Genomic DNA, 21,916 nt, shown 5'->3' on the forward strand with positions numbered 1-21,916 from the left:
AGCAGCGTTACACGTTTGTTTCATTTGTTACAAGGGCATCACCCCCCGCCCTGAAAGACATCCCAGGAGCTTTAGTTGTCAAGCAGCAAGCGATTCGGCGTGATGCGACCAGGCGGTTGCCTCGTCGTAGAGGGCGCCGGTCTTGAGGCAGCCGTGCAGGATGCCGACGAGCCGGTTGGCGACCTGGCGCAGGGCGGCGTTGTAGTCGGCGCCGCGGGCCCGTTGCTTGTCGTAGTAGGCGCGGGCGCCGGGCGAGACGCGGACGGCAGTGGCCGCCTGGGTGAGCAAGGCGTCGATCAGCCGGTCGTTGTGCACGTAGCGGGCCGCGACGACCTTCTTCTTGCCCGAGGCCCGGGTGATCGGGCTGGTGCCGGCGTAGTTCTTACGCGCCTTGGCACTGGCATACCGCTGGGAGTCATCGCCGAACTCTGCGAGCACCCGGGCACCGAGGATCGGTCCCAGTCCCGGCTGGGAGCAGATGATCTCAGCGGCCGGGTGCTGCCCAAAATGCGCCTCGACCTCCTTGTGCAGGGCCGCGACCTGCTGGTTCAGGGTGGCAAGGACGGCGATCAGGGCGCGGGCGGAGGCAGCGTAGGCGGCGGTGACCACCTCGGGCTGGCCCAGGTGCTCGGTGCGCAGGGCGGCCTGGATCGGCGCGGCCTTGGCGGCCAGGTCGCCGCGGCGGCCGGCCCGCTTGAGCGCCGCGCTGATCTGGCTGATCGTCAGCCTTGCGGCGGCGGCAGGATCGGCCGCCCGGGCCAGCAGGTCGAGGGCTTCGGGTGCATCCAGGTCGTCGAAGGCGGCCAGGGCGGCGGGGAAGTAGTCGCGCAGTGCGTGCCGCAGCCGCTGGGTTTGCCGGGTGCGCTCCCAGATCAGCGTCTTGTGCGCGCGGGTGACCACCTTGATGGCCTCGGCCTGGTCGCTGTCGCCGGCCACAGCACGCAGCTGGTGGGCGTCGGTGCGCACCATGTCGGCCAGCACGTGCGCGTCGGCGGCGTCGCTCTTGGCGCCCGACACCTTATGCCGCTTGCGGTAGTCGGCGGCCTGCAGCGGGTTGACCGCGAACACCTGGTAGCCGGCCGCCACCAACGCCTGCACCCACGGGCCCCGGTCGGTCTCGATGCCGATCAGCACCTGACGGGCGGCTTCCTCCTCATCTTCAATGTCCGGGCCGAGCTGCTCGGCGATCATCGCGTGCAGCCGGGCCATGCCCGCCACCCCCTCCGGCAGTCGGGCCTTGGCCAGCCGCGCGCCGGTGGCGTCCATCAGCTCCACATCGTGGTGGTCCTCGGCCCAGTCGTCTCCCACGAACAGCCGCACAGTTCCTCCCGTCGATGTCTTCGTTCCCGCTGGTCAGCAGCCCGTGGGAGAGGCATCTGCGACCTAATGAAGCAGTGCTCACGCCGCATGCGGGCGGGCACGACATCCCATCAGCGATCAACTCTCCCGACCAACCGGCAGGGGCACGGTCTTTCATCAGGACTCGACGTCCAGGACACCCGAGTGCTCACCTGCCGGCGGCCACCATCCACCACGGAGTCTGCCGGATGGCTTACTCCCAGGACTCATTAGGAGACCCACTTGGCGGAGGAACCACGCGCGCCACTGGGGCGCATCGTCAAACTGTTCGGCGCCTATCGTGGCCGCCTGGCCGTGGTGGGCTCGCTCATCCTGCTCTCCTCGCTGGTGTCGCTGGCCTCGCCCTTCCTGCTGCGCGAGGTGCTGGACGTGGCGATCCCGGCCCGGGACACCGGGCTCCTCACGCTGCTGGCCCTGGGCATGATCCTCGTGGCGGTCACGACGACGGTGTTCGACGTGCTGCAGACGCTCGTCTCCACCACCGTGGGCCAGCGGGTCATGCACGACCTGCGCATCGCGGTCTACGGCCACCTGCAGCGCATGTCGATGGCGTTCTTCACCAGGACGCGGACCGGCGAGGTGCAGTCGCGCATCGCCAACGACATCGGCGGCATGCAGTCGGTCGTCACCTCGACGGCCGCCGCCATCGTCTCCAACCTCACCACCGTGCTCGCCACCATCGTCGCGATGCTCGCGCTCGACTGGCGGCTGACGGTGGTCTCGCTCGTGCTGCTGCCGGTCTTCGTGTGGATCAGCCGCAAGGTCGGCTCCGAGCGCAAGCGCATCACCTCCGAGCGGCAGCGCAAGCTGGCGAGCATCGCGTCCATGGTGCAGGAGTCGCTGTCGATCAGCGGGATCCTGCTGGGCCGTACGATGGGCCGCTCGGCCGAGCTGACCGAGCGCTTCGGCCGGGCCTCCGACGAGCTGGCCGAGCTCGGCGTGCGCACCAGCATGGCCGGGCGCTGGCGGCAGTCGTCCATCCAGCTCGTCATGGCCGCGATGCCCGCGATGATCTACTGGGCCGTCGGCCACACCGGGTCCGTCTCCGTGGGCACGCTGGTGGCGTTCACGACGTTGCAGGCGGGCCTGTTCCGGCCGGCGGTCTCGCTGCTGCGGCTCGGGGTCGAGGTGCAGACCTCGCTGGCGCTGTTCGGGCGGATCTTCGAGTACCTGGACCTGCCGGTGGACCTCCACCCCGGCCGGCGGGCGCTGGAGGACGTGCGCGGCGAGGTCCGCTTCGAGGAGGTCGACTTCTCGTACGGCGACGCCCCCACGCTCACCGGCGTGGACATCACCGTGCCGGCGGGCACCAGCCTGGCCATCGTGGGCGAGACGGGCTCGGGCAAGACCACGCTGAGCTACCTGCTGCCCCGGCTCTACGACGTCACCGGCGGGCGGATCACGATCGACGGGGTGGACGTGCGGGAGCTGACGTTCGAGACGCTGAGCGACGCGGTGGGCGTGGTGTCGCAGGAGACGTACCTGTTCCACGCCTCGATCGCGGACAACCTGCGCTTCGCCCGCCCGTCGGCCACCGACGAGGAGCTGGAGGCGGCGGCGCGGGCCGCGCGCATCCACGACCACATCGCCTCGCTGCCCGACGGCTACGACACCGTGGTGGGCGAGCGCGGCTACCGCTTCTCCGGGGGCGAGAAGCAGCGCCTGGCCATCGCCCGCACGCTGCTGCGCGACCCGCCGGTGCTGATCCTCGACGAGGCCACCAGCGCCCTCGACACGCAGACGGAGCGGGCCGTGCAGGAGGCGCTGGACGCGCTGGCGCGGGGCCGTACGACGATCACGATCGCCCACCGCCTGTCCACCGTCCGCGACGCGGACCAGATCGTCGTGCTCGACCACGGACGGGTCGTCGAGCGCGGCACCCACGACGAGCTGATGGCCCGCGGCGGCCACTACGCGGCCCTGGTCAGCCGCGACCAGCCCCTGGAACTCGTCTAATCCACTTTCAAACGTGTCTTGCCTCACATTCCGGCCAGACCGGAATCCGGTCCCGGGAAAAGGGTGTTTGCTCCCCCGGTGCATCCCCAAGGCAAGGACCCGTTTTGTCTCCCTCCTCCTCCACGTTCAGAGCCCTGCGTCATCACAATTACCGGCTCTGGGCGGGAGCTGACATCGTTTCCGTCACCGGCACCTGGATGCAGGTGCTGGGCGTCAACTGGCTCATCCTCACGCTGACCGGGTCGGCGACCAGCGTCGGGCTGAGCCTCGTCATGCAGGCGCTGCCGACGCTGCTGCTGGGGATGTGGGGCGGGGCGCTGGCCGACCGGCTGCCCAGCCGGCCCGTCGTGATCGCCGCCCAGGTGGCGCAGGCCGCCCTCGCGGCCGCGCTGGCGGTCATCGCGTTCACCGACGTGCGTTCCGTGCTGCCCATCTACGGCGTGGCGCTGGCCGGCGGGGTGGTCACCGCGCTCGGCGGGCCCGCGCTCGGCCGGTTCGGCGCCGAGGTCGTGCCGCCCGCCGACCTGCCGAACGCGATGGCGCTCGGCTCGATACTCAGCTCCGCCGGCCGCATCCTGGGCATGAGCCTGGCGGGCGCGCTGCTGCCGATCACGGGCAACGGCGGGCTGTTCGTGATCAACGCCGCCAGCTTCTTCGTGGTGATCGCGGCCGTCGCCGGCATGCGGCGCGCGGAGTTCCACGTGCTGGCCGCCGCCGAGCGGCAGCCCGGCGCCGTGCTCGACGGCCTGCGGTACGTGCTGCGCACCCCGTGGCTGCTGGTGGTCCTCGCCCTCTGGTTCGTCTCGGGCAGCGTCGGCCGCAACTACCAGGTCACCATGGCGGCCATGAGCGCCGGGCCTCTGGAGTCGGGCGCCGGCGGGTACGGCCTGCTGTCCACGGTCTTCGCCGTCGGCACGGTAATGGGCGGTTTCCTGGCCGCCACCCGGCCCCACTTGACGATCCGGCTGCTGCTGGTGATGGCGTTCGTGACCGGGGTGGCGCAGGCCCTGAGCGGGCTGATGCCGTCGCTGTGGGCGTTCGCGGCCATGATGCTGCCGATCGCGGCCGGCGCGGTGGCCCTGGACACCACCGTCTCCGCCAGGGCGCAACTCGACAGCCCGGAGGCGATGCGCGGCCGGGTGATCGCGGCCCTGTCCATCGTCAGCGCCGGGGCGGGCGCGCTCGGCGGGCCGCTGCTCGGTCGGCTCAGCGACACGCTCGGCCCGCGGATCGCGCTGGAGATCGGCGGCGTGGCCTGCGTGGCGGCGTCGCTGCTCGCGGCGGTGGCGCTGGCCCGGCTGTCCGGCCGGACGATCAGGCAGGCCGTCAGGGTGCGGCCCCGCCTCGAGAACGCCTGACCTAACCGGGAATTCTTCCTTACCCCTCTTTGGTTGCATACGGGTGAGCAGCTAACATACAACTGAACTTGGAGGTTAGCTGCATCCGAGCATCTAGCGAGGAGGGTGGAAAAAATGTTGTTGACCTCGATCGATCCGTTCGTCCAGGAGTTCGAGCGGCAGTTCAACCGCCTGGCCCGCCAGACCTTCGACAACGGCGCCGCCGCGATGCCGATGGACGGCCTGCGCCGCGCGGACGACGTGCTGCTGCGGTTCGACCTGCCCGGCATCGACCCCGACTCCATCGAGGTGACGGTCGACCGCGGCGTCCTCAGCGTCAGCGCACGGCGCGAGGAGGAGGTCGCGGAGGACGAGCGGCTGTTCGTCCGCGAGCGCACCATGGGCACGTTCACCCGGCGTGTCTACCTGTCGGAGCACCTCGACAGCGACAAGATCGACGCGGGCTACGCCAACGGCGTGCTCACCGTCCGCATCCCGGTCCTGGAGCGGGCCAAGCCGCGCAAGGTGGCGATCCAGCGCGGCGACACCAAGGCCATCAAGGCCTGACGCGCGGTCCGGGGGCGGGCACCCCCGCCCCCGAGCCACGAGGAGACCAGCGAGATGCCGGACCTGCCCTTCGACGACGAGCACGCGCCTCTCTACTCGCTCGGGCAGGTGGCGGAGATGCTGCAGGTCCAGCATGCCTTCCTGCGGCGGCTCGACCAGCACGACGTCATCAGGCCGAGCCGGTCGAGCGGCGGCCAGCGGCGTTACTCGCGGCGCGACATCATCATCGTCCAGCACGTCACGCGGATGGCCGAGGAGGGCATGACGCTGATCGCCATCCGCCGCATCCTGGAGCTGGAGCGGGAGGTCGCCACACTGCGCCACCAGCTCAAGGAGGCGCTGGCGCGGCTGCGCGACCAGGGGTGAGCCCGAGCGGGTGCCGGGCGGGGGCGCGTACTCTCTTGGACGTGCACAACACCAGATACGCGCCCTCCGGCATGGTGTGCAGCGTCGACCACCTGGCCTCGGGGGCCGGGCTGGCGACGCTGGACCGCGGCGGGTCGGCAGCGGACGCGGCCATCGCCGCCAACGCCGTGCTCACCGTCGTCGCCCCTCACATGTGCGGCCTGGGCGGCGACCTGTTCGCCCTCGTCCACGACGGCGGCGTGAGCGCGCTCAACGCCTCCGGCCGGGCGGGTTCCGGCGCGGATCCCGCCCGGCTGCGTGCCGAGGGCCACGCGCGCATGCCCCACCTGCACGACATCAGGTCGGTGACGGTGCCCGGCTGCGTGGACGGCTGGCTCGCGCTGCACGCCCGGCACGGCCGCCTGCCCATGCCCGACCTGCTCGCGCCGGCGATCCGGCTGGCCCGCGACGGGTTCCCCGCCTCGCCGCTGATGGTGGCCGGCGCCAGGAACGCGGCCCGCCGTCCGGGCGGCTCCGACTTCGCCCCCGTACGCGCCGCGGGCGACCGCCTGACCAGGCCCGGCGTGGCCCGCGCGCTCCAGGCCGTGGCCGAGCGCGGCCGGGACGGCTTCTATCTGGGCGAGTTCGGCCAGGGCCTGATCGAGCTGGGCGCGGGCGAATACACCGAGGCCGACCTGGCCGCGCCCGGCGCCGACTGGGTCGAGCCGCTCAAGGCGCGCTCGTCCGGCCACGACGTCTGGTCGATGCCGCCCAACTCGCAGGGTTACCTGCTGCTGATGTCCCTCGCCATCGCCGAGGGCCTCGACCTGCCCGCCTCCCCGCACCATCCCGCCTGGGCCCACCTGCTGGCCGAGGCCGCCAGGGTCGCCGGGCACGACCGGCTCGACGTGCTGCACGAGGACGCCAAGGACCTGCTCGACCCGGCCGAGATCGCCGGGCGACGGGCACTGATCGACTCCCGGTCACGGTTGCGGCTGCGGGGGCAGACCGAGCGGGGCGACACGACGTACCTGTGCGCGGTGGACGGCGACGGCATGGGCGTGTCGCTGATCCAGTCGAACGCGTCGGGGTTCGGCAGCATGGTGTTCGAGCCGCGTACCGGGATCAACCTCCACAACCGCGGCATCGGCTTCTCACTCAAGCCCGGCCACCCCGCCGAGTACGGCCCCGGGCGGCGCCCGCCCCACACCCTGACCCCGGCGCTCATCACCCGCCCCGACGGCACGCTCAGGTCCGTGGTGGGCACGATGGGCGGCGACGCGCAGCCCCAGATCCTGCTGCAGGTCATCACCAGGCTGCTGCGGCACGGTGAGGAGCCCGGGCAGGCGATCTCCGCGCCGCGCTGGCGGCTGGGCACCGGCGGCACCGGGTTCGACACCTGGGAGGCGCCCGACGACGCGGTCCTCGACCTGGAGGAGGGCGGCGGCTGGGCCGACGGCCTGACGGCGCTCGGGCACCGGGTGGCGGCGCTGCCGTACGGGAGCTCGTTCGGCCACGCGCACGTCATCGACCTGCGGCCGGACGGAATGCTGGCGGGGGCGGCCGACCCGCGCTCGCTCGTCGGCTCAGCGATTGGACGGTGACCGTCCGGGTAGCTAGCGTCACCATGGCTACCGATGTCATCACTCTCATCACCCAGGACCACAGAGTCGTGGAAGGCCTCTTCGAGCGGCTCAAGAAGAAGCAGGGCGATCAGAAGGCCACCGTCGCCGAGCTGCACGCCCTCCTGATCGCGCACGCGCGCGCCGAGGAGGACCGCGTCTATCCGGGCATCGACGCGCACCACAGCGTCGAGGAGCACAAGGAGGCGGAGGTCCTCCTCGACTCCCTCGTACGCGCGGAGCCCGGCTCGGCGGAGTTCACCAAGACGCTCGACGAGCTCATCGCCTCCGTCACCCACCACGTCGAGGAGGAGGAGACCAAGATCCTGCCCTCGCTGAAGAAGTCGGCCGGCGCGAAGGAGCTGGAGCAGCTCGGCCGGGCGTTCAAGCAGCGCAGGGCCGAGGAGCTGCAGGCCCTGTCCGGCACGGGCGACGGCGCCACGAAGGCCGAGCTGTACGAGCAGGCACAGAAGGCCGACATTCCCGGCAGGTCCCATATGGGCAAGGAAGAGTTGGAGCAGGCCCTAAGGCACGCCAAGTCATAGGATTCCGGGCCGTTCCCTGGGTAGGGGGCGCGTATGACCGAAACACCTCCGAACCGGTACGGCATGAGCGACGAGCAGGAGATCGAGGTCGAGGAGTGGACCGACGATCTCGGCCTCACTCATGAAGTCGCCGAGGACGACCCGCAGCACAGGGACACGCTCGACGAGCGCCTGCGCCGCGAGGCTCCGGAACGGCTGCGCGAACCCCGCTCCAAGCACCGGCTGACCCAGCCGGACGAGGGGCTGGAGCCGGACCGGGACGACGAGGAGATCGGCGAGGACTGGGGCGACGACTCCGACGACCTGTCGGCGGAGGAGCGGGCGGTCCGCATCGATCCCGACGAAAATCTCACATGAGCCGTCCCAGGGCGGGGAGAAGAGCATGCAGGCCGTCGGCGATCACGTCGGCGGCCGCTGCTTGGGGGCGCTCGGCATGCAGGTAGCCCCACGGGCCGCGGCGCAGCAGCGCGGTCCGCATGCCCGCCGCGGCGGCCGGCAGCACGTCGTTGTCGAGCCGGTCCCCCACGTAGAGGATCTCGGCCGGCTCGCGCCCGGCGACCGCCGCGACCTTGGCGAAGAATCCGGGATCCGGCTTGGAGACGCCCCATCCCTCGGAGGTGTGCACGGAGTCGGCGGGCAGGTCCATGGCGACCAGCGCGTCGAAGGCCCGCCGCGGCTGGTTCCCGGCGATGATCACCTGGTACCCGGCCGCTCGGAGGCCGGCCAGGGCCTCGCGCACGTCGGGGTAGAGGTCGTCGGCGTCGAAGTGGTTGCGCAGGCCGGTGGGGTCGTCCCGCTCCCAGGCGGCCTCCTCGGCGGCGAGGTCGAAGCCGGGGCGGACGAGCCGGAAGGCGTCGCCGTGCGGCCGGTCCAGGGCGGCCATGCCGCCGAGCGCGCCCATCAGCACGAAGGGGCTGACGCCCAGCCGGCCGGCCCAGCGGCTCCAGATGCGCGTCTCGTCGATCAGCGTCTCCCCGACGTCGAGCACCACTGTCTTGATCATCGATCCCCCTGCTCGGCAAACCCTGTTTCACCTCATTCATCCGGGCACTAGACCACAGCCCGGACAAATACCTGCAAGGGGGATTTTTCCATGCAACCAGAGCGCGACGCGAAGGACCGTCAGCTCGACGAGCACCGTGTACCCCTCGACGATCTCAACATGACCACCGACCAGGGCGTTCCGGTCGACGACACCGACAACTCGCTCAAGGCGGGCACACGCGGGCCCACGATCATGGAGGACTTCCACTTCCGTGAGAAGATCACCCGCTTCGACCACGAGCGCATCCCCGAGCGGGTGGTGCACGCCAGGGGCGCCGGCGCGTACGGGGTCTTCGAGCTGTACGAGCCCCTCGGCGACCTGACCACCGCGGCGTTCCTGAACGACACCACGGTGAAGACGCCGACCTTCGTGCGCTTCTCGACCGTGGCGGGCTCGCGCGGCTCGGCCGACACCGTACGCGACGTGCGCGGCTTCGCCACGAAGTTCTACACCACGCAGGGCAACTTCGACCTCGTCGGCAACAACTTCCCGGTCTTCTTCATCCAGGACGGCATCAAGTTCCCCGACTTCGTGCACGCCGTCAAGCCGGAGCCGCACAACGAGATCCCGCAGGCGCAGTCGGCGCACGACACGTTCTGGGACTTCGTCCAGCTCCAGCCGGAGTCGCTGCACATGGTCATGTGGCTGATGTCCGACCGGGCGATCCCGCGCAGCTACCGGATGATGCAGGGGTTCGGGGTGCACACGTTCCGGCTGGTGAACGCCGCGGGGCAGGGGACTTTCGTCAAGTGGCACTGGCGGCCGGTGCTGGGGACGTACTCGCTGGTGTGGGACGAGGTGCTGCGCATCCAGGGGAACGACCCCGACTACAACCGCCGTGACCTGTGGGAGGCGATCGAGCGCGGCGTCTATCCCGAGTACGAGCTGTGCGTGCAGCTCGTGCCCGAGTCGCGCGAGCACGACTTCGACTTCGACCTGCTCGACGCCACGAAGATCATCCCTGAGGAACAGGTGCCGCTGCGGCCCATCGGCAAGATGACGCTCAACCGGAACCCGCAGAACTTCTTCGCCGAGACCGAGCAGGTGGCCTTCCACACGGCCAACCTGGTGCCGGGCATCGACTTCAGCAACGACCCGCTGCTGCAGGCCAGGAACTTCTCCTACCTCGACACCCAGCTGCTGCGCCTGGCCGGGCCCAACTTCCCGCAGATCCCGATCAACCGGCCGATCGCCCCCGTACGCAACGACCAGCGCGACGGCTTCCACCAGCACCAGATCCACGAGTCGCGCACCAGCTACGCCCCGAACTCCATCAGCGGCGGCTGCCCGGCGGCCATGGACGGCTACCGGCACCACCAGGAGAAGGTGGACGGCTCCAAGATCCGGATGCGCAGCCCCAGCTTCGAGGACCACTACAGCCAGGCCACCCTGTTCTGGAACAGCATGGCGGACTGGGAGAAGCAGCACATCGTGGCCGCGTACCTGTTCGAGCTCGGGCACGTCGAGCGCAAGCACATCAAGGAGGCCATGGTCACCCATCTGGGCAGGATCCACCCGGACCTGGGCGCCCAGGTGGCCCGGGGGCTTGGCCTCCCGGCGCCGGCCGGGGGCGGCCCGGTGCACGCGAACGCCTCGCCCGCGCTCAGCATGACCGACCAGCCGCGCAGCGTCGCCACCCGCAAGATCGCCGTCCTCATGGGCGACGGGGCCGACGCCGCCGCCGTCACCTCCCTGCGCCAGGCCCTGGAGGGACAGGGGGCGATCTGCGAGATCGTGGCCCCGCACGAGGGCGAGGTCGGCGGCCTCCCGGTGGACCGCCAGCTGAGCGCGGCCAACTCCGTCATCTACGACGCCGTGGTGGCGGCGGACGGGGCGGCGCTGGCCTCGATGGGGCGGGCGCGGTTCTTCCTGCTGGAGGCGTTCCGGCACAACAAGGCCATCGGCGCGGTGGGCTCAGGTCGGCAACTGGTGGAGGCCGCGCAGTTGCCCAACGACGTCGGGGTGTTCGTGGGGGACGACATCGCGACGGCCTTCGCGCAGGCGGTGGCGGGGCACCGCTTCTACGAGCGGGACGTGTCCAGCGTTCCCGCGTGATCAGCTTTACCGATCGGCCGCCTCCGCTCCCGGCGGAGGCGGCCGATCGTCTTCACGGGCCGATCGTCTTCACGGGCCGATCGTCTTCACCGGCCGATCGTCTTCACGGTGCGAGCTTCTCCATCGTCTTCCCGATCCGCTTCTCCGACACGGGGGTCGGGGTGCCGAGGGTCTGGGCGAAGAAGCTCACCCGCAGCTCCTCGATCATCCACCGGATCTCCACCACGTCCGCGTCCCCGCGCCGCGCCGGATGCAGCTTCTCCAGCAGGTCGTGATAGTCGTCCTCGACCTTGTGCACCCGGTCCATCCACTCCTGGTCCCGCCACGGCTCCTCAGGGAGCTTCGTCAGGCGGCGGTCGATGGCCCGGATGTAGCGCAGGATGTCCGGCAGCCGCCGGTGACCCGTGGCCGTCACGAAGCCCGCGTACACGAGTCTGGCCAGCTGCTCCCTGACGTCGTCGGTCGACGCGCTCGGCCGCAGGGCGTCGAGGCGGGCGCCGGCCTCGTGCCAGACGCTCAGGATCTGCTCCACCCGCGCCAGCACGTCCTTCGCCGTGCCGTACAGGTTCGCCCGCACGTGCTGGTAGAGGCGGTCGAAGCCGACCGGGTCCCAGGCCGGGCCGCCGACGTCGAGCATCAGCTTGTCCACGGCCGCGTTGACCACGTCGTCGAACAGCGCCACCGCCCCGCCGTGCGGGCTGCGTGACAGGGCCAGCTTGGCCTGGTTGGACAGGCCGCCGAGCAGGGACTTGGCCGGGTTGGTGACGTTGAGCAGGAGCAGGCGGCGCACGCCCGGCCAGTGGGAGCGGCGCTGCTCGGCCTGCGTCTCGAAGATCTTGATGGAGACCGAGTCGCCGGCGTCCACCAGGGCCGGATAGCCCTTCATCCGGCCCTGCTCGAACACCTTGGGCAGCGTGCCGAAGCTCCAGGTGTGCAGGCCCGTCTGCTCCAGGTCGTCGCCGGCCTGGGAGAGCGTCTGGCGCAGGCGCGGCGCGAGGCGGCGCTTGAGCGCGTCGAGGTCCTTGTCCTCGGCCACCGTGCGCCTGCGCTCGTCGATCACCCGGTAGGTGATGCGCAGGTGGTCGGGCACCTGGTCGAGCTGCCAGGCCTCGCGCGGCACGCGTACGCCGGTCAGCCGCAGCAGCTCGCGCTCCACGGCCGCCAGCAGCGGCTCCCCGCCCTGCTCGACCCCGGCCAGGACCTGCTTGGCGTAGTTGGGGGCGGGCACGAAGTTGCGGCGCAGATTCTTCGGCAGCGACCGGATGAGCGCGGTGATCAGCTCTTCACGCAGCCCGGGGATCTGCCAGTCGAAGCCGTCGGAGCTGACCTGGTTGAGCACCTGGAGCGGCACGTGGACGGTGACGCCGTCGGCGTCGGCCCCGGGCTCGAACTGGTAGGTCAGCTTCATCCGCTGCCCGAGCTGCTTCCAGGTGTCGGGGTAGTCACGGGTGCTGACGTCGGCGCCCTCGTTGACCAGCATCTCCGGCGAGAACGTGAGCAGGTCGGGCTGCTCCTGCGCGGCCTTCTTCCACCACGAGTCGAAGTGGCGGGCCGAGACCACGTCGGCCGGTACGCGCTGGTCGTAGAAGTCGTAGAGCGCCTCGTCGTCCACCATGATGTCGCGGCGGCGAGCGCGGTTCTCCAGCTCCTCGACCTCTTCGAGCAGCCGGCGGTTGTCCTTGAGGAAGCGGTGGTGGGTGTCCCAGTCGCCCTCGACCAGCGCGTGCCTGATGAACAGCTCGCGCGACAGGTCGGGGTCGATGCGCCCGTAGTTGACCTTGCGGCCGACCACGAGCGGCACGCCGTAGAGGGTGACCTTCTCCAGGGCGATCACGGCGCCCTGGTTCTTCTCCCAGTGGGGCTCGGAGTAGGTGCGCTTGACCAGGTGTTGCGCGAGCGGCTCGACCCAGTCGGGCTCGATCTTGGCGTTGACCCGGGCCCACAGGCGCGAGGTCTCGACCAGCTCGGCCGACATGAGCCACTGCGGCTGCTTCCTGGCCAGCGCCGAGCCGGGGAAGACGGCGAAGCGGGCGTTGCGGGCCCCGAGGTATTCCTGGATCGGCCTGCGGCCGTCCTGGCCGCGCTGCTTGTCCATGACGTCCTTGACGCCGATGTGCGACAGCAGCCCGACCAGCAGGGAGATGTGCACGTGGTACGGCTGCGCGTCCTGGCTGTTGGGCTGGGCGCCGAGCGACTGGCGGACCTGGCTGTAGATGTCCTGCCACTCCCGCACGCGCAGGTAGTTGAGGAACTCGGCCTTGCACAACCGCCGGAAGGCGCTGGACGACAGCTCCTTCTGCTTCTCGCGCAGGTAGTTCCACAGGTTGAGGTAGGCCATGAAGTCCGACTCGGGGTCGGCGAAGCGGCGGTGCTTCTCGTCGGCCTGCTGCTGCTTGTCGGAGGGGCGCTCGCGCGGGTCCTGGATGGACAGGGCGGCGGCGATGACCATGACCTCGCGCAGGCAGCCGTTCTTCTCGGCCTCGAGCACCATGCGGCCCAGGCGGGGGTCCACGGGCAGCTGCGCCAGCTTGCGGCCGACGCCGGTGAGCTTGCCCTGGGCGTCGAACGCGCCCAGCTCGTGCAGCAGGTTGACGCCGTCCTTGACCTGGCGGCGGTCCGGCGGCTCGACGAACGGGAAGGCCTCGATGTCGCCCAGCCCGATCGAGGTCATCTGGAGGATGACGGAGGCCAGGTTGGTGCGCAGGATCTCGGGGTCGGTGAACTCCGGCCGGCTGAGAAAGTCCTCTTCCTCGTAGAGCCGGATGCAGATGCCGTCGGACGTGCGCCCGGAGCGGCCCTTGCGCTGGTTGGCGCTGGCCTGCGAGATGGCCTCGATCGGCAGGCGCTGCACCTTGGTGCGGTGGCTGTAGCGGGAGATGCGGGCGAACCCGGGGTCGACCACGTATTTGATGCCGGGGACCGTGAGCGAGGTCTCCGCGACGTTGGTGGCCAGCACGATGCGGCGGCCGGTGTGGCGCTGGAAGACGCGGTGCTGCTCGGCGGCGCTCAGGCGGGCGTAGAGCGGGAGGATCTCGGTGTTGCGGAACTCGGCCTTGGCCAGGGCGTCGGCGGCGTCGCGGATCTCCCGCTCGCCCGACAGGAACACCAGGATGTCGCCGGGGCCCTCCCCCGTCAGCTCGCGGCAGGCGTCCACGATGCCCTGCGTCTGGTCGTCGTCCTCGTCCAGCGGCCGGTAGCGCACCTCGACCGGGTAGGTGCGCCCCGACACCTCGACGATCGGCGCGTCGTCGAAGTGGCGGGAGAACCGCTCGGGGTCGATCGTGGCGCTGGTGATGATCACCTTGAGGTCGGGGCGCTTGGGGAGGAGCTGTTTCAGGTAGCCGAGGATGAAGTCGATGTTGAGGCTGCGCTCGTGGGCCTCGTCGATGATCAGCGTGTCGTACTGGTCGAGCATGCGGTCGTTCTGCAGCTCGGCCAGCAGGATGCCGTCGGTCATCAGCTTGACCAGGGTGCGCTCGCTCGCCTGGTCGGTGAAGCGGACCTTGTAGCCGACCACCTCGCCGAGGCCGGTGCCGAGCTCCTCGGCGATGCGCTCGGCGACCGTGCGGGCGGCGATGCGGCGGGGCTGGGTGTGACCGATCAGCCCGCGTACGCCCCGGCCCAGCTCCAGGCAGATCTTGGGGATCTGGGTGGTCTTACCGGAGCCCGTCTCGCCCGCGATGATCACGACCTGGTGGTCGCGGATGGCTTCGAGGATGTCGTCTTTACGCTGGGAGACAGGCAGGTTTTCCGGATATTTCACCACCGGCACGGCTTCGCGGCGCCGCGCCAGTCGTTGCTCGGCCCGCTCCAGGTCGGCGAGGATCTCAGCGACGATCTTGTCCCGCGCGTCGCGGGAGCGCACCCGGCGCATGCCGTCGAGCCTGCGCCGCAGCCGCCGCTGGTCGCGCGGCATGAGGTCGGGCAGGCGAGACTGGAGCTCGGCGAGTGGAGAGGACAACGAAGGCGTTCCCATACTGCTATCAGGATATTTGAGCCCCGCATCCCCGGAGCCAACCGCCCATGCTGCCCGACAACGCCCACTCCTCGCATCCCAATAACGCCGTGTCTAGCGATCGTGAATGGTGATCACGTAACCCTCGGGGTCGGCGAAGGAGAACGTACGCCCGAAGGGGCCGTCGACGGGCGGGGTCACGATCGGCACGCCCGCCTCCCGCAGCTCGTCGTGCAGCTGCTGCGCGTCGCCGGCCTTGAGCCAGAGCGCCACGCCCGTGCCGGGCCGCTGCGGCAGCTCCACGCCGGGGAGCGGCTCGCGGACGGCGAAGGGGATGGGCTCTGTGGCGAACACGACCGCGTGCGGCGGGGCGACAGGGGCGCGCTTGAGCCCGAGGCGCGTCTCGTAGAACTCGGCGGCCCCGGCGAGGTCGCGAACCTGCAGGGCGATGAAGTCGACTCCGGTGACGGTCATGGCTGCTCCTTGTCATATGTCAGGAATCTGACTTGAGGACCATATGTCAGAATACTGACATGAAGCAAGAAGACCTCGGCCGTACCGTCGGCTACCAGCTCAAGCGGGTGCAGGCCGCCCTGCGCGCGGCCATGGACGGCGCGTTGCGCGCGCACGGGATCACGACACCGCAGTTCGCGTGCCTGGACCTGCTCGGCCGGCGACCCGGGCTGTCGAACGCGGAGCTGGCGCGCGGGGCGTTCGTGACGCGGCAGTCGATGAACGTGCTGCTGCGGAACCTGGAGGACGCCGGGCTGGTGGAGCGGCCCGCGACGGCTCCGTCGGGGCGCGCGCTGCCGACCCGGCTGACGCCCGCCGGGGAACGGCTCCTGGAGGCGGCCACGGCCGACGTGCTGGCGATCGAGCGCCGCATGACGGCCGTGCTGGGCCCGGCCCAGGCCAGGGTGCTCCTGGACCAGCTGGAGAGCATGGCCGACGCGCTGTCGGCCGACGGCCGGGGCTGACCCGGCCGCACACCCATGACCCAGGCCGGCTACGCGCGGGCGGCGGCGGCCGCGTGGGCGGCGCCGATGATGCCCGCCTCGTTCTGCAGGGCGGCGGGCTCCACGGGCGTGTCGAGATGGACGTACGGCAGGAACTTCTCGGCCTTCTTGCTCGCACCCCCGCCGATCAGGATCAGCGACGGCGAGAACAGCATCTCGACGTGCCGCAGGTACTCCTCCACCCGCTCGGCCCACTTCTCCCAGCTGAGCCCGTGCTCGTCCCTGACCCGCGCCGAGGCGCGATGCTCGGCGTCCTTGCCGTGCAGCTGCAGGTGCCCAAGCTCGGTGTTGGGCACCAGCACCCCGTCGGTGAACAGCGCGCTGCCGATGCCCGTACCGAACGTCAGCAGCAGCACGGACCCCTTGAGCCCGCGCCCCCGTCCGAACCGCACCTCGGCCAGGCCCGCCGCGTCGGCGTCGTTCAGCACCGTCGCACCGCCGAACAGCCGGGAGGCGTCCACGCCGACCCACGAGCGGTCCACGTTGGCGGCCGACCTGACCACGCCGTTCACCACGACACCGGGGAACGTGACCCCGACCGGACCGTTCCAGCTGAAATGCTCGACGATCGAGGCCACCACCCCGGCCACCTCGTCGGGCCCCGACGGGTGCGGCGTGGGGACGCGCAGCCGCTCTTCCAGCAGCTCACCGGCCTTCGTGTCGACCGGCGCACCCTTGATGCCGGAGCCGCCGATGTCGATGCCCAAGACGTTCATGGTTCTCCCTCTCCCCCGCCAGGCGCGGAAAACTCCCGACCCGATATTTGCGGGCCCGACTGAACCCGCCTCCCACCCTCCACGTATCTCGCGTCACAAGCGCTAACTAGGAGGCAACGGATGCGGCCACGCATCATCACACTCTGCGCTGTTGCGGTCGTTCTGGGAGCGACTCTCACCACTCCCGCACACGCCACCACCAGGACTCGATTCGACGTCATCAACCTTGTGTCGGATGTCAAGGGCAAAGCCCCGGTCACCGACCCCAAGGTCGTCAACCCGTGGGGCCTGGCCATGGGCAAGACTCTGTGGGTCTCGAACACCGGCACCGGCAGTGCCACCGTCTACTCCGGCACGGGCAAGAAGGAGCAGACCGAGGTGGCCATCCCGGGCGGAGCCCCGACGGGTCAGGTGTTCAACCCCGGCGACGGCTTCACCGTGAAGGGCAAGCCCGCCACGTTCATCTTCTCCAGCCCGAGCGGCGCCATCACCGGCTGGAACGCGGAGGTCGACCCGGCCAACGCGATCATCGCGGCCTTCACCCGCGGCGCCGACTACAAGGGGCTGGAGCTCGTTGAGACCGAGGACGGCGCCTTCCTGCTGGCCGCCGACTTCGCCGGCGGGCGCGTCCACGCCTTCGACGAGGACTTCCGGCGGATCCCCCTGCGCCGCTGGCAGTTCAGGGACCCGGCCGTCCCCTCGACCTACAAGGCCTACAACGTCGCGGTCGCCAACGGCAACATCTGGGTCGCCTACGCCCTGCGCGACCAGTCCACCGGCAAGCCCGTCTTCGGCGCCGGCAAGGGCTTCGTGAGCCGTTTCAGTGCCGACGGGCGGCTCACCGGCCGCATCTCCAGGGTCGGGCTCAACGCCCCCTGGGGCCTGACCGCCGCGCCCAAGGGCTGGGGCCAGTACGCCGGCGCGCTGCTGGTCGGCAACTTCGGCGACGGCACCGTACACGCCTACAAGCGCGGCCGTCACCTCGGTTCGCTGCGCAACTCCGACGGCAGGCCGATCGTGCTGCCCGGCCTCTGGGACCTCGAGCCCGGCACCGCGGCCACCGGCGGCGAGAGCTCCCTGTGGTTCTCCGCCGGCATCGACGGGACCAAGCACGGCCTCATCGGCGTCATCGCCCCGCAGGGCACGAAGGTGAGCTCGAACGGTGCCGCGGGCACGCCGTCCAGCAGCCCGTCGAACCATCCGTCGGGCCACCAGACGAGCGCCCCCAATACCCAGCCCCCCTCCCAGAATCCCTACGGCGGGTACTGACCGGCGCTCGGTCGCCGCCGCCCCCTGTCCTGGCGAGAAGCGCAGCTCGCCCACAACGGCGGGGGGCGGCGGTCACTCAGCGTTTCCGGCGCGGCCGGCGCGAGCCGCGCCGGAAACAACATCTCCGGGCGGGCCGGCCGGTCAGCCCAGGACGGCCGTCAGGTCGGCGAGCGTGCGGTAGTGCACGCCGGTCATGCCGAGCACCCTGGCGGCCTCCACGTTCGGCAGCCGGTCGTCGACGAACAGGCAGCGCTCGGGCGCGGCCCCGGCGCGCTCCGCGGCGATCCGGTAGATGCGCGGGTCGGGCTTGGCCACGCCGACCCTGGCGCTGCTGACCACGTCGTCGGCGAAGTACGTGAGCCCCAGCAGGTCGAGGTGCTCCTCCAGCGTGTCCATGGCGTTGGTCACGATGATCACCGGTACGTGCTCCTGCACCCGGGCCAGCAGCGCCCTGACCTCCTCGTCCACCCAGAAGCGGATCCGGATGAACTCGTCCACCGCCTGGCGGGCCCGCTCGTCCCCGCCGAGCGCCACGGCGATCGACTCGGCCCACTGCGCCTCGCTGACCTGGCCGAGCGTGGGAGGCGTGATCAGCTCGGGGTCGAAGGCCGTCTTCATCAGGGGCAGGCCGTACCGGGCCTCGATGTCGGCCTGCGCGGCGTGGTCGAAGTGGCGCAGCACGCCGTCGAGGTCCGTCAGAACAGCGTCAAAGGGGATCACAGCCCACCATTCTGCCTCGCGCGCGACAGCGGTCCATAGCCCACAGGTGCTGAGGGGACCGGCGGCACTACCATCTCCGAGACAGGATTCGGTATCGGAACGGTAGGGCATGAGCGATCTCCGTCTGCCACGCGAGCTGTGCCGGCTGTTCGCCGACGGCGGCAGGGGGCGCAGGCTGCCCGTGGAGCTCCCCCCTGGTGAGGTGGTCTGGCCGGATCCCGGCTACACCAGGCAGGGTGAGGCGTCGCGGCCGGCGTTCTGGATGAGTGATGAGCCGGTCTCCGGCGCGGACTGGAAACTGATGCGCGAGTGGCACCCGCACAGCGGCCTGTGGCCGCTCCTGCTGGACGAGTCGGCCCAGCCCTGGGGCATCGGGCAGATCGTGCCGGACGACCCCCGCCAGATCGACCACTTCACCGCCGAGGGGTTCATGACCGAGGTGTGGCAGGAGTGGGTGGCGCAGATGCCGCAGGACGCCCTGGACGAGCTGGAGCCGTACGGCGCGATCTGCCCCGGACTGGCCGCCCCGGGCGTGCCGCGGGCCGACGCGGGGGCGGTCGCCGACTGGCTGGCGGGCGAGCTGGCCGCCAGGGGCATGCCGCTCGCCCTGGTCGCCGCCGACCGGAGCGCGGACGCGCTGGCGGTCATGGGCTGGCAGGGGGCGCTGCACCACAACGAGTGGATGGTGCCGATGGCGGCGGTGGTGCGCAGCTGGGAGGACCGGTTCGGGGCGCGGGTGGTGAGCGTCGGGTTCAACACTCTGGAGCTGAGCGTGGCGGCGCCGCCGGCCGATCCCGAGCACGCGTTACACGTGGCGGCCGAACACTGGACGTTCTGCCCGGACAACGTCGTGCAGGGGCCGGGCGACCTCCAGGCGTACGCCGAGCAGCTCATCGGCGGCCACGCCTGGTCCTTCTGGTGGGACTGAGGTCCCAGCCGATCGCTGCTGCGATCCCTGCGGAGGGTCCCGATGGACCCCCCGCGGCAACCGTCGACGCGCCGTCAGGGAATCCGGGCCACTGCCCCGTAATTGCCCGACGCGCCGGGCTCTTCCGCACAGGCGATGTCGTGGCCGTCGGGCCGCCATTCCGGAACCCACACCAGCCCCGGCTCTACCAGCACCAGACCTTCGAGCAACGCCTTGACCTCCTCCCGGGTGCGAATCGCCTGACCGGGCAGCGTCATCGCCAAAAGGTCGTGAATGGCGGGCAGCAGCTCCGGCGGAATGGCGTCGAACGTGGTCTGCAGTAACGACAGGTAGCTCCTTTCCGGGACCACCTGCCGAATGCGCTTGATCACGTAATGGAAGTACTCGTCGTCGTTCAGGCTGTGGGCCGACAGCAGCAACACGGCCATGGGCCGGTCCCAGTCGAGGAACGTCTGCAGGACCCGGTCGTCGAGGAGGTCGTCGATCTCGCGCACGTCGCCCTCCACAACGCGTACGAGGTCGGTGACGGGCTCGATGGTCGCCCTCGCGCCGGCCAGCACCATAGGGTCGTTCTCCACGTAGACCACCCGCGGCACCGAGGCGCCCAGGGCGTCACGGGCCACGTCGTGCAACTGCCTGCCCGGTGGCAGGCCGCTCGGGACGCCACTCCCGACGATCACGAACTGGTCCACGCCCTCGGTCGCCAGGTGACGGACCACACGGCACAAATATCGGAGCACGGCCCGTGCGGCGGTCGTCGTGATGGGGGCGGCCTGGTCGTAGCGGCGCATGACGTCTCGGTCCGCCACGAAGTTGTTCTTCCCACCCGCGGCGGCGTCGAGAATCCGGGTGACTCTTGCTTGGGTCATCTCCAGCTTCGCCAGGTTTCGGATGGCACGCTGACGCATTGAGTGTTGCCCCTTTCCCCTCGCCCACTATCTCGGGAAAAGCTGATCCTTTCGGACCCCACACTCGATGACCCAGAACATATGATCCTCGCCCCACGGCGAAAGACAACCGGAAAAGCTATTGGATTTGGGTATATGTGCGTAACCATTCGCCCGCATAAATGATCTCTCAGGCGGGAACGCCGATCATTTACCCAGCGAGCGCGAAAGCCTTTCGCGATGGAGATTCAACATCTCGAAGGTCTCCTCGCGCGTCGTCGTCGTCACCGACAACTTGGTGAAGGCCTGGTGGTACGCCTCCACCGCGGCCGTCTCGGTGATCAGCGCGTCGGACTCGATGCCGTGGGCGCACGCGATGTCGGGCTCGAACGCCTCGGCGAAGCGCCACAGCGTGAACGGGCCGGTGCGCGGCACGTACGCCGGGTCCTCCATCGGCACCACGTGCAGCGAGACGTTGGGCCGCTTGGCGTGCTCGATGAGCACGTCGAGCTGGCGGAGCTGGACGTGCAGGCCGACGATCGAGCGCGTCAGGACGCTCTCGTCGATCACGGCCCACAGCACGACGCCGCTGTCGCGGGCCACGGCCTCCTGGCGGGCCAGCACGAGGGCGAGCGCCTCCTCCACCGTCTGCTGCCCGAGCGTCGCGGGGCCGGCCACGGTGATGGCGGCCCTGGCGTATTCCTCGGTCTGCAGCAGCGGCGGGACGAACTGGGTGTGGAAGGTGCGGATCACCGTGGCCCGCTGCTCCAAGGCGTAGGCGGTGGCCAGCCAGACGGGCACCGACTGCGCGTCGTACCAGGCGGCCTCGCGCTCTCCCCGCGCCAGCGCCAGCACGTATTCGCGGATGGGCGGGGCCGAGACGCCGTAGACGGTCAGCAGGCGCTCGACGGTGATGGGCGCGGGGGCGATGCGGCCCTCCTCGATGGCGGGGATCGCGGCGGCTCCCTTGCCGATCGCGGTCTCCACCTGCTCGACGGAGAGCTGGGCGGACAGGCGCAGGCCGTGCAGCCGCTTGCCGAGCGCCCGGCGCTGCGGCCCGCTCAGCGGCGCGACCGCCTCCGGGATGTCGGAGGTGGGCTCCGGCTCCTCGGGCAGCCCCTCGGCCCTGCGGGCCAGCTCCATCACGCCGCGCAGCACGGCCAGCGAGCCCTCCGACAGGCCGGAGGCGGACAGGCCGATCGTGGCCGCCCGCAGCTGCAGGTCCTCGACGGAGCCGGACTCGAGGTAGTCGTCACCGACCAGCCAGCCGACGCTCACCTGGAGGCAGGACGCCAGCGCCCTGAGCACCTGGAGGGTCGGGTTGGTCTGCTTGCCGGTGCGCAACTGGCTGACGTAGGCGCGGGTGATGGGGATGCCCGCCTCCGTCAGGGCGGAGGCGACCTGCGCGCCGGTGAAGCCGCGCTTGGTCAGCGCGAGATCGAGCCGCTCGGCGAAGTTCGCCACGGCACACCTCCTACCGCCCGTGAACTTTTCCAGCGTAAGGGACGTGGGCTCCAGTGTCCCCTGCCATGCGGGCAAGCTCTGCCACGCGGTCAGGTATCAACTTATGCGCAAACTGTCAGTTGACATAGCC

The 21,916-nt window shown here is 70.4% G+C and carries 19 protein-coding genes; 11 read left to right on the top strand and 8 right to left on the bottom strand.

Going from position 1 to position 21,916, the window contains the following annotated elements; genetic code table 11:
- Positions 1 to 78 precede the first annotated feature (78 nt).
- The gene (locus ACBJ59_RS39705; protein ID WP_375115387.1) at positions 79 to 1,314 is read right to left on the bottom strand and encodes an IS110 family transposase; all 1,236 of its coding nucleotides are present in this window, start codon (positions 1,312 to 1,314) and stop codon (positions 79 to 81) included.
- Between the two features lie 267 nt (positions 1,315 to 1,581).
- Between ACBJ59_RS39705 and ACBJ59_RS39710 the strand changes: the two genes are divergently transcribed.
- The 7 genes from ACBJ59_RS39710 (at position 1,582) to ACBJ59_RS39740 (ending at position 8,088) form a co-directional block, all read left to right on the top strand.
- Complete coding sequence (locus tag ACBJ59_RS39710) at positions 1,582 to 3,315, top strand: ABC transporter ATP-binding protein (protein ID WP_375115285.1); 1,734 nt, start codon at positions 1,582 to 1,584, stop codon at positions 3,313 to 3,315.
- A gap of 104 nt (positions 3,316 to 3,419) precedes the next feature.
- A complete protein-coding gene (locus tag ACBJ59_RS39715; RefSeq protein WP_375115286.1) occupies positions 3,420 to 4,673 on the top strand; it encodes an MFS transporter in 1,254 nt (417 codons plus the stop codon).
- 114 nt (positions 4,674 to 4,787) lie between these two features.
- Positions 4,788 to 5,219: an Hsp20/alpha crystallin family protein gene (locus ACBJ59_RS39720; protein WP_375115287.1), complete on the top strand. Its 432-nt coding sequence runs from the start codon at positions 4,788 to 4,790 to the stop codon at positions 5,217 to 5,219.
- Positions 5,220 to 5,273: 54 nt separating this feature from the next.
- The gene (locus tag ACBJ59_RS39725) at positions 5,274 to 5,585 is read left to right on the top strand and encodes a MerR family transcriptional regulator (protein WP_375115288.1); all 312 of its coding nucleotides are present in this window, start codon (positions 5,274 to 5,276) and stop codon (positions 5,583 to 5,585) included.
- A gap of 41 nt (positions 5,586 to 5,626) precedes the next feature.
- Positions 5,627 to 7,168 (top strand): gamma-glutamyltransferase family protein, encoded by a 1,542-nt coding sequence (locus ACBJ59_RS39730; RefSeq protein WP_375115289.1) that lies wholly within the window; start codon positions 5,627 to 5,629, stop codon positions 7,166 to 7,168.
- A gap of 23 nt (positions 7,169 to 7,191) precedes the next feature.
- Positions 7,192 to 7,731 (top strand): hemerythrin domain-containing protein, encoded by a 540-nt coding sequence (locus ACBJ59_RS39735; RefSeq protein WP_375115290.1) that lies wholly within the window; start codon positions 7,192 to 7,194, stop codon positions 7,729 to 7,731.
- 33 nt (positions 7,732 to 7,764) lie between these two features.
- The gene (locus tag ACBJ59_RS39740) at positions 7,765 to 8,088 is read left to right on the top strand and encodes a DUF5709 domain-containing protein (protein ID WP_375115291.1); all 324 of its coding nucleotides are present in this window, start codon (positions 7,765 to 7,767) and stop codon (positions 8,086 to 8,088) included.
- Here ACBJ59_RS39740 and ACBJ59_RS39745 read toward each other — a convergent pair.
- Positions 8,081 to 8,734, bottom strand: a complete 654-nt coding sequence (locus ACBJ59_RS39745; protein ID WP_375115292.1) for an HAD family hydrolase — start codon at positions 8,732 to 8,734, stop codon at positions 8,081 to 8,083. The two genes, ACBJ59_RS39740 and ACBJ59_RS39745, sit on opposite strands and share 8 nt — an antisense overlap.
- Positions 8,735 to 8,824: 90 nt before the next feature.
- Here ACBJ59_RS39745 and ACBJ59_RS39750 point away from each other — a divergent pair, with 90 nt between their 5' ends.
- Positions 8,825 to 10,831 carry a catalase gene (locus ACBJ59_RS39750; protein ID WP_375115293.1) on the top strand — a complete coding sequence of 669 codons (2,007 nt, stop codon included), beginning with the start codon at positions 8,825 to 8,827 and terminating at the stop codon, positions 10,829 to 10,831.
- Between the two features lie 103 nt (positions 10,832 to 10,934).
- Here ACBJ59_RS39750 and hrpA read toward each other — a convergent pair whose 3' ends face one another.
- Both hrpA and ACBJ59_RS39760 read right to left on the bottom strand, forming a co-directional pair.
- Positions 10,935 to 14,807: an ATP-dependent RNA helicase HrpA gene (gene hrpA / locus ACBJ59_RS39755; RefSeq protein ID WP_375115294.1), complete on the bottom strand. Its 3,873-nt coding sequence runs from the start codon at positions 14,805 to 14,807 to the stop codon at positions 10,935 to 10,937.
- 93 nt (positions 14,808 to 14,900) lie between these two features.
- A complete protein-coding gene (locus ACBJ59_RS39760) occupies positions 14,901 to 15,260 on the bottom strand; it encodes a VOC family protein (protein WP_375115295.1) in 360 nt (119 codons plus the stop codon).
- A 59-nt stretch (positions 15,261 to 15,319) separates the two neighbouring features.
- On the opposite strand from ACBJ59_RS39760, the gene ACBJ59_RS39765 reads away from it, so the two are divergent.
- The gene (locus ACBJ59_RS39765; RefSeq protein WP_375115296.1) at positions 15,320 to 15,763 is read left to right on the top strand and encodes a MarR family winged helix-turn-helix transcriptional regulator; all 444 of its coding nucleotides are present in this window, start codon (positions 15,320 to 15,322) and stop codon (positions 15,761 to 15,763) included.
- 29 nt (positions 15,764 to 15,792) lie between these two features.
- Here ACBJ59_RS39765 and ppgK read toward each other — a convergent pair whose 3' ends face one another.
- A complete protein-coding gene (gene ppgK, locus ACBJ59_RS39770) occupies positions 15,793 to 16,518 on the bottom strand; it encodes a polyphosphate--glucose phosphotransferase (protein ID WP_375115297.1) in 726 nt (241 codons plus the stop codon).
- A gap of 228 nt (positions 16,519 to 16,746) precedes the next feature.
- On the opposite strand from ppgK, the gene ACBJ59_RS39775 reads away from it, so the two are divergent.
- Positions 16,747 to 17,787: a TIGR03118 family protein gene (locus ACBJ59_RS39775; protein ID WP_375115298.1), complete on the top strand. Its 1,041-nt coding sequence runs from the start codon at positions 16,747 to 16,749 to the stop codon at positions 17,785 to 17,787.
- Between the two features lie 141 nt (positions 17,788 to 17,928).
- Here the strand turns inward: ACBJ59_RS39775 and ACBJ59_RS39780 are convergent, their stop codons facing one another.
- The gene (locus ACBJ59_RS39780) at positions 17,929 to 18,507 is read right to left on the bottom strand and encodes an HAD family hydrolase (protein ID WP_375115299.1); all 579 of its coding nucleotides are present in this window, start codon (positions 18,505 to 18,507) and stop codon (positions 17,929 to 17,931) included.
- Positions 18,508 to 18,616: 109 nt separating this feature from the next.
- On the opposite strand from ACBJ59_RS39780, the gene ACBJ59_RS39785 reads away from it, so the two are divergent.
- Entirely contained in the window at positions 18,617 to 19,435 is an 819-nt protein-coding gene (locus tag ACBJ59_RS39785; RefSeq protein WP_364125288.1) for a DUF4253 domain-containing protein, read from the top strand.
- A 74-nt stretch (positions 19,436 to 19,509) separates the two neighbouring features.
- Here ACBJ59_RS39785 and ACBJ59_RS39790 read toward each other — a convergent pair whose 3' ends face one another.
- Together ACBJ59_RS39790 and ACBJ59_RS39795 are read right to left on the bottom strand one after the other, a co-directional pair.
- Entirely contained in the window at positions 19,510 to 20,304 is a 795-nt protein-coding gene (locus tag ACBJ59_RS39790) for an SAM-dependent methyltransferase (protein WP_364125290.1), read from the bottom strand.
- Between the two features lie 225 nt (positions 20,305 to 20,529).
- Positions 20,530 to 21,786 (bottom strand): Scr1 family TA system antitoxin-like transcriptional regulator, encoded by a 1,257-nt coding sequence (locus tag ACBJ59_RS39795; RefSeq protein ID WP_375115300.1) that lies wholly within the window; start codon positions 21,784 to 21,786, stop codon positions 20,530 to 20,532.
- Positions 21,787 to 21,916 lie beyond the last annotated feature (130 nt).

The sequence above is a fragment of the Nonomuraea sp. MTCD27 genome, from assembly GCF_041950495.1.
Classification (GTDB): Bacteria; Actinomycetota; Actinomycetes; order Streptosporangiales; family Streptosporangiaceae; genus Nonomuraea.

What these genes read in the sequence shown, in the direction of transcription:
- ACBJ59_RS39790 (WP_364125290.1), bottom strand. Translation starts at nt 20,304, where the DNA reads ATGACCCAAGCAAGAGTCACCCGGATTCTCGACGCCGCCGCGGGTGGG.
- hrpA (WP_375115294.1), bottom strand. Translation starts at nt 14,807, where the DNA reads ATGGGAACGCCTTCGTTGTCCTCTCCACTCGCCGAGCTCCAGTCTCGC.
- ACBJ59_RS39765 (WP_375115296.1), top strand. Translation starts at nt 15,320, where the DNA reads ATGAAGCAAGAAGACCTCGGCCGTACCGTCGGCTACCAGCTCAAGCGG.
- ACBJ59_RS39745 (WP_375115292.1), bottom strand. Translation starts at nt 8,734, where the DNA reads ATGATCAAGACAGTGGTGCTCGACGTCGGGGAGACGCTGATCGACGAG.
- ACBJ59_RS39740 (WP_375115291.1), top strand. Translation starts at nt 7,765, where the DNA reads ATGACCGAAACACCTCCGAACCGGTACGGCATGAGCGACGAGCAGGAG.
- ACBJ59_RS39750 (WP_375115293.1), top strand. Translation starts at nt 8,825, where the DNA reads ATGCAACCAGAGCGCGACGCGAAGGACCGTCAGCTCGACGAGCACCGT.
- ACBJ59_RS39785 (WP_364125288.1), top strand. Translation starts at nt 18,617, where the DNA reads ATGAGCGATCTCCGTCTGCCACGCGAGCTGTGCCGGCTGTTCGCCGAC.
- ACBJ59_RS39760 (WP_375115295.1), bottom strand. Translation starts at nt 15,260, where the DNA reads ATGACCGTCACCGGAGTCGACTTCATCGCCCTGCAGGTTCGCGACCTC.
- ppgK (WP_375115297.1), bottom strand. Translation starts at nt 16,518, where the DNA reads ATGAACGTCTTGGGCATCGACATCGGCGGCTCCGGCATCAAGGGTGCG.
- ACBJ59_RS39720 (WP_375115287.1), top strand. Translation starts at nt 4,788, where the DNA reads ATGTTGTTGACCTCGATCGATCCGTTCGTCCAGGAGTTCGAGCGGCAG.
- ACBJ59_RS39735 (WP_375115290.1), top strand. Translation starts at nt 7,192, where the DNA reads ATGGCTACCGATGTCATCACTCTCATCACCCAGGACCACAGAGTCGTG.
- ACBJ59_RS39725 (WP_375115288.1), top strand. Translation starts at nt 5,274, where the DNA reads ATGCCGGACCTGCCCTTCGACGACGAGCACGCGCCTCTCTACTCGCTC.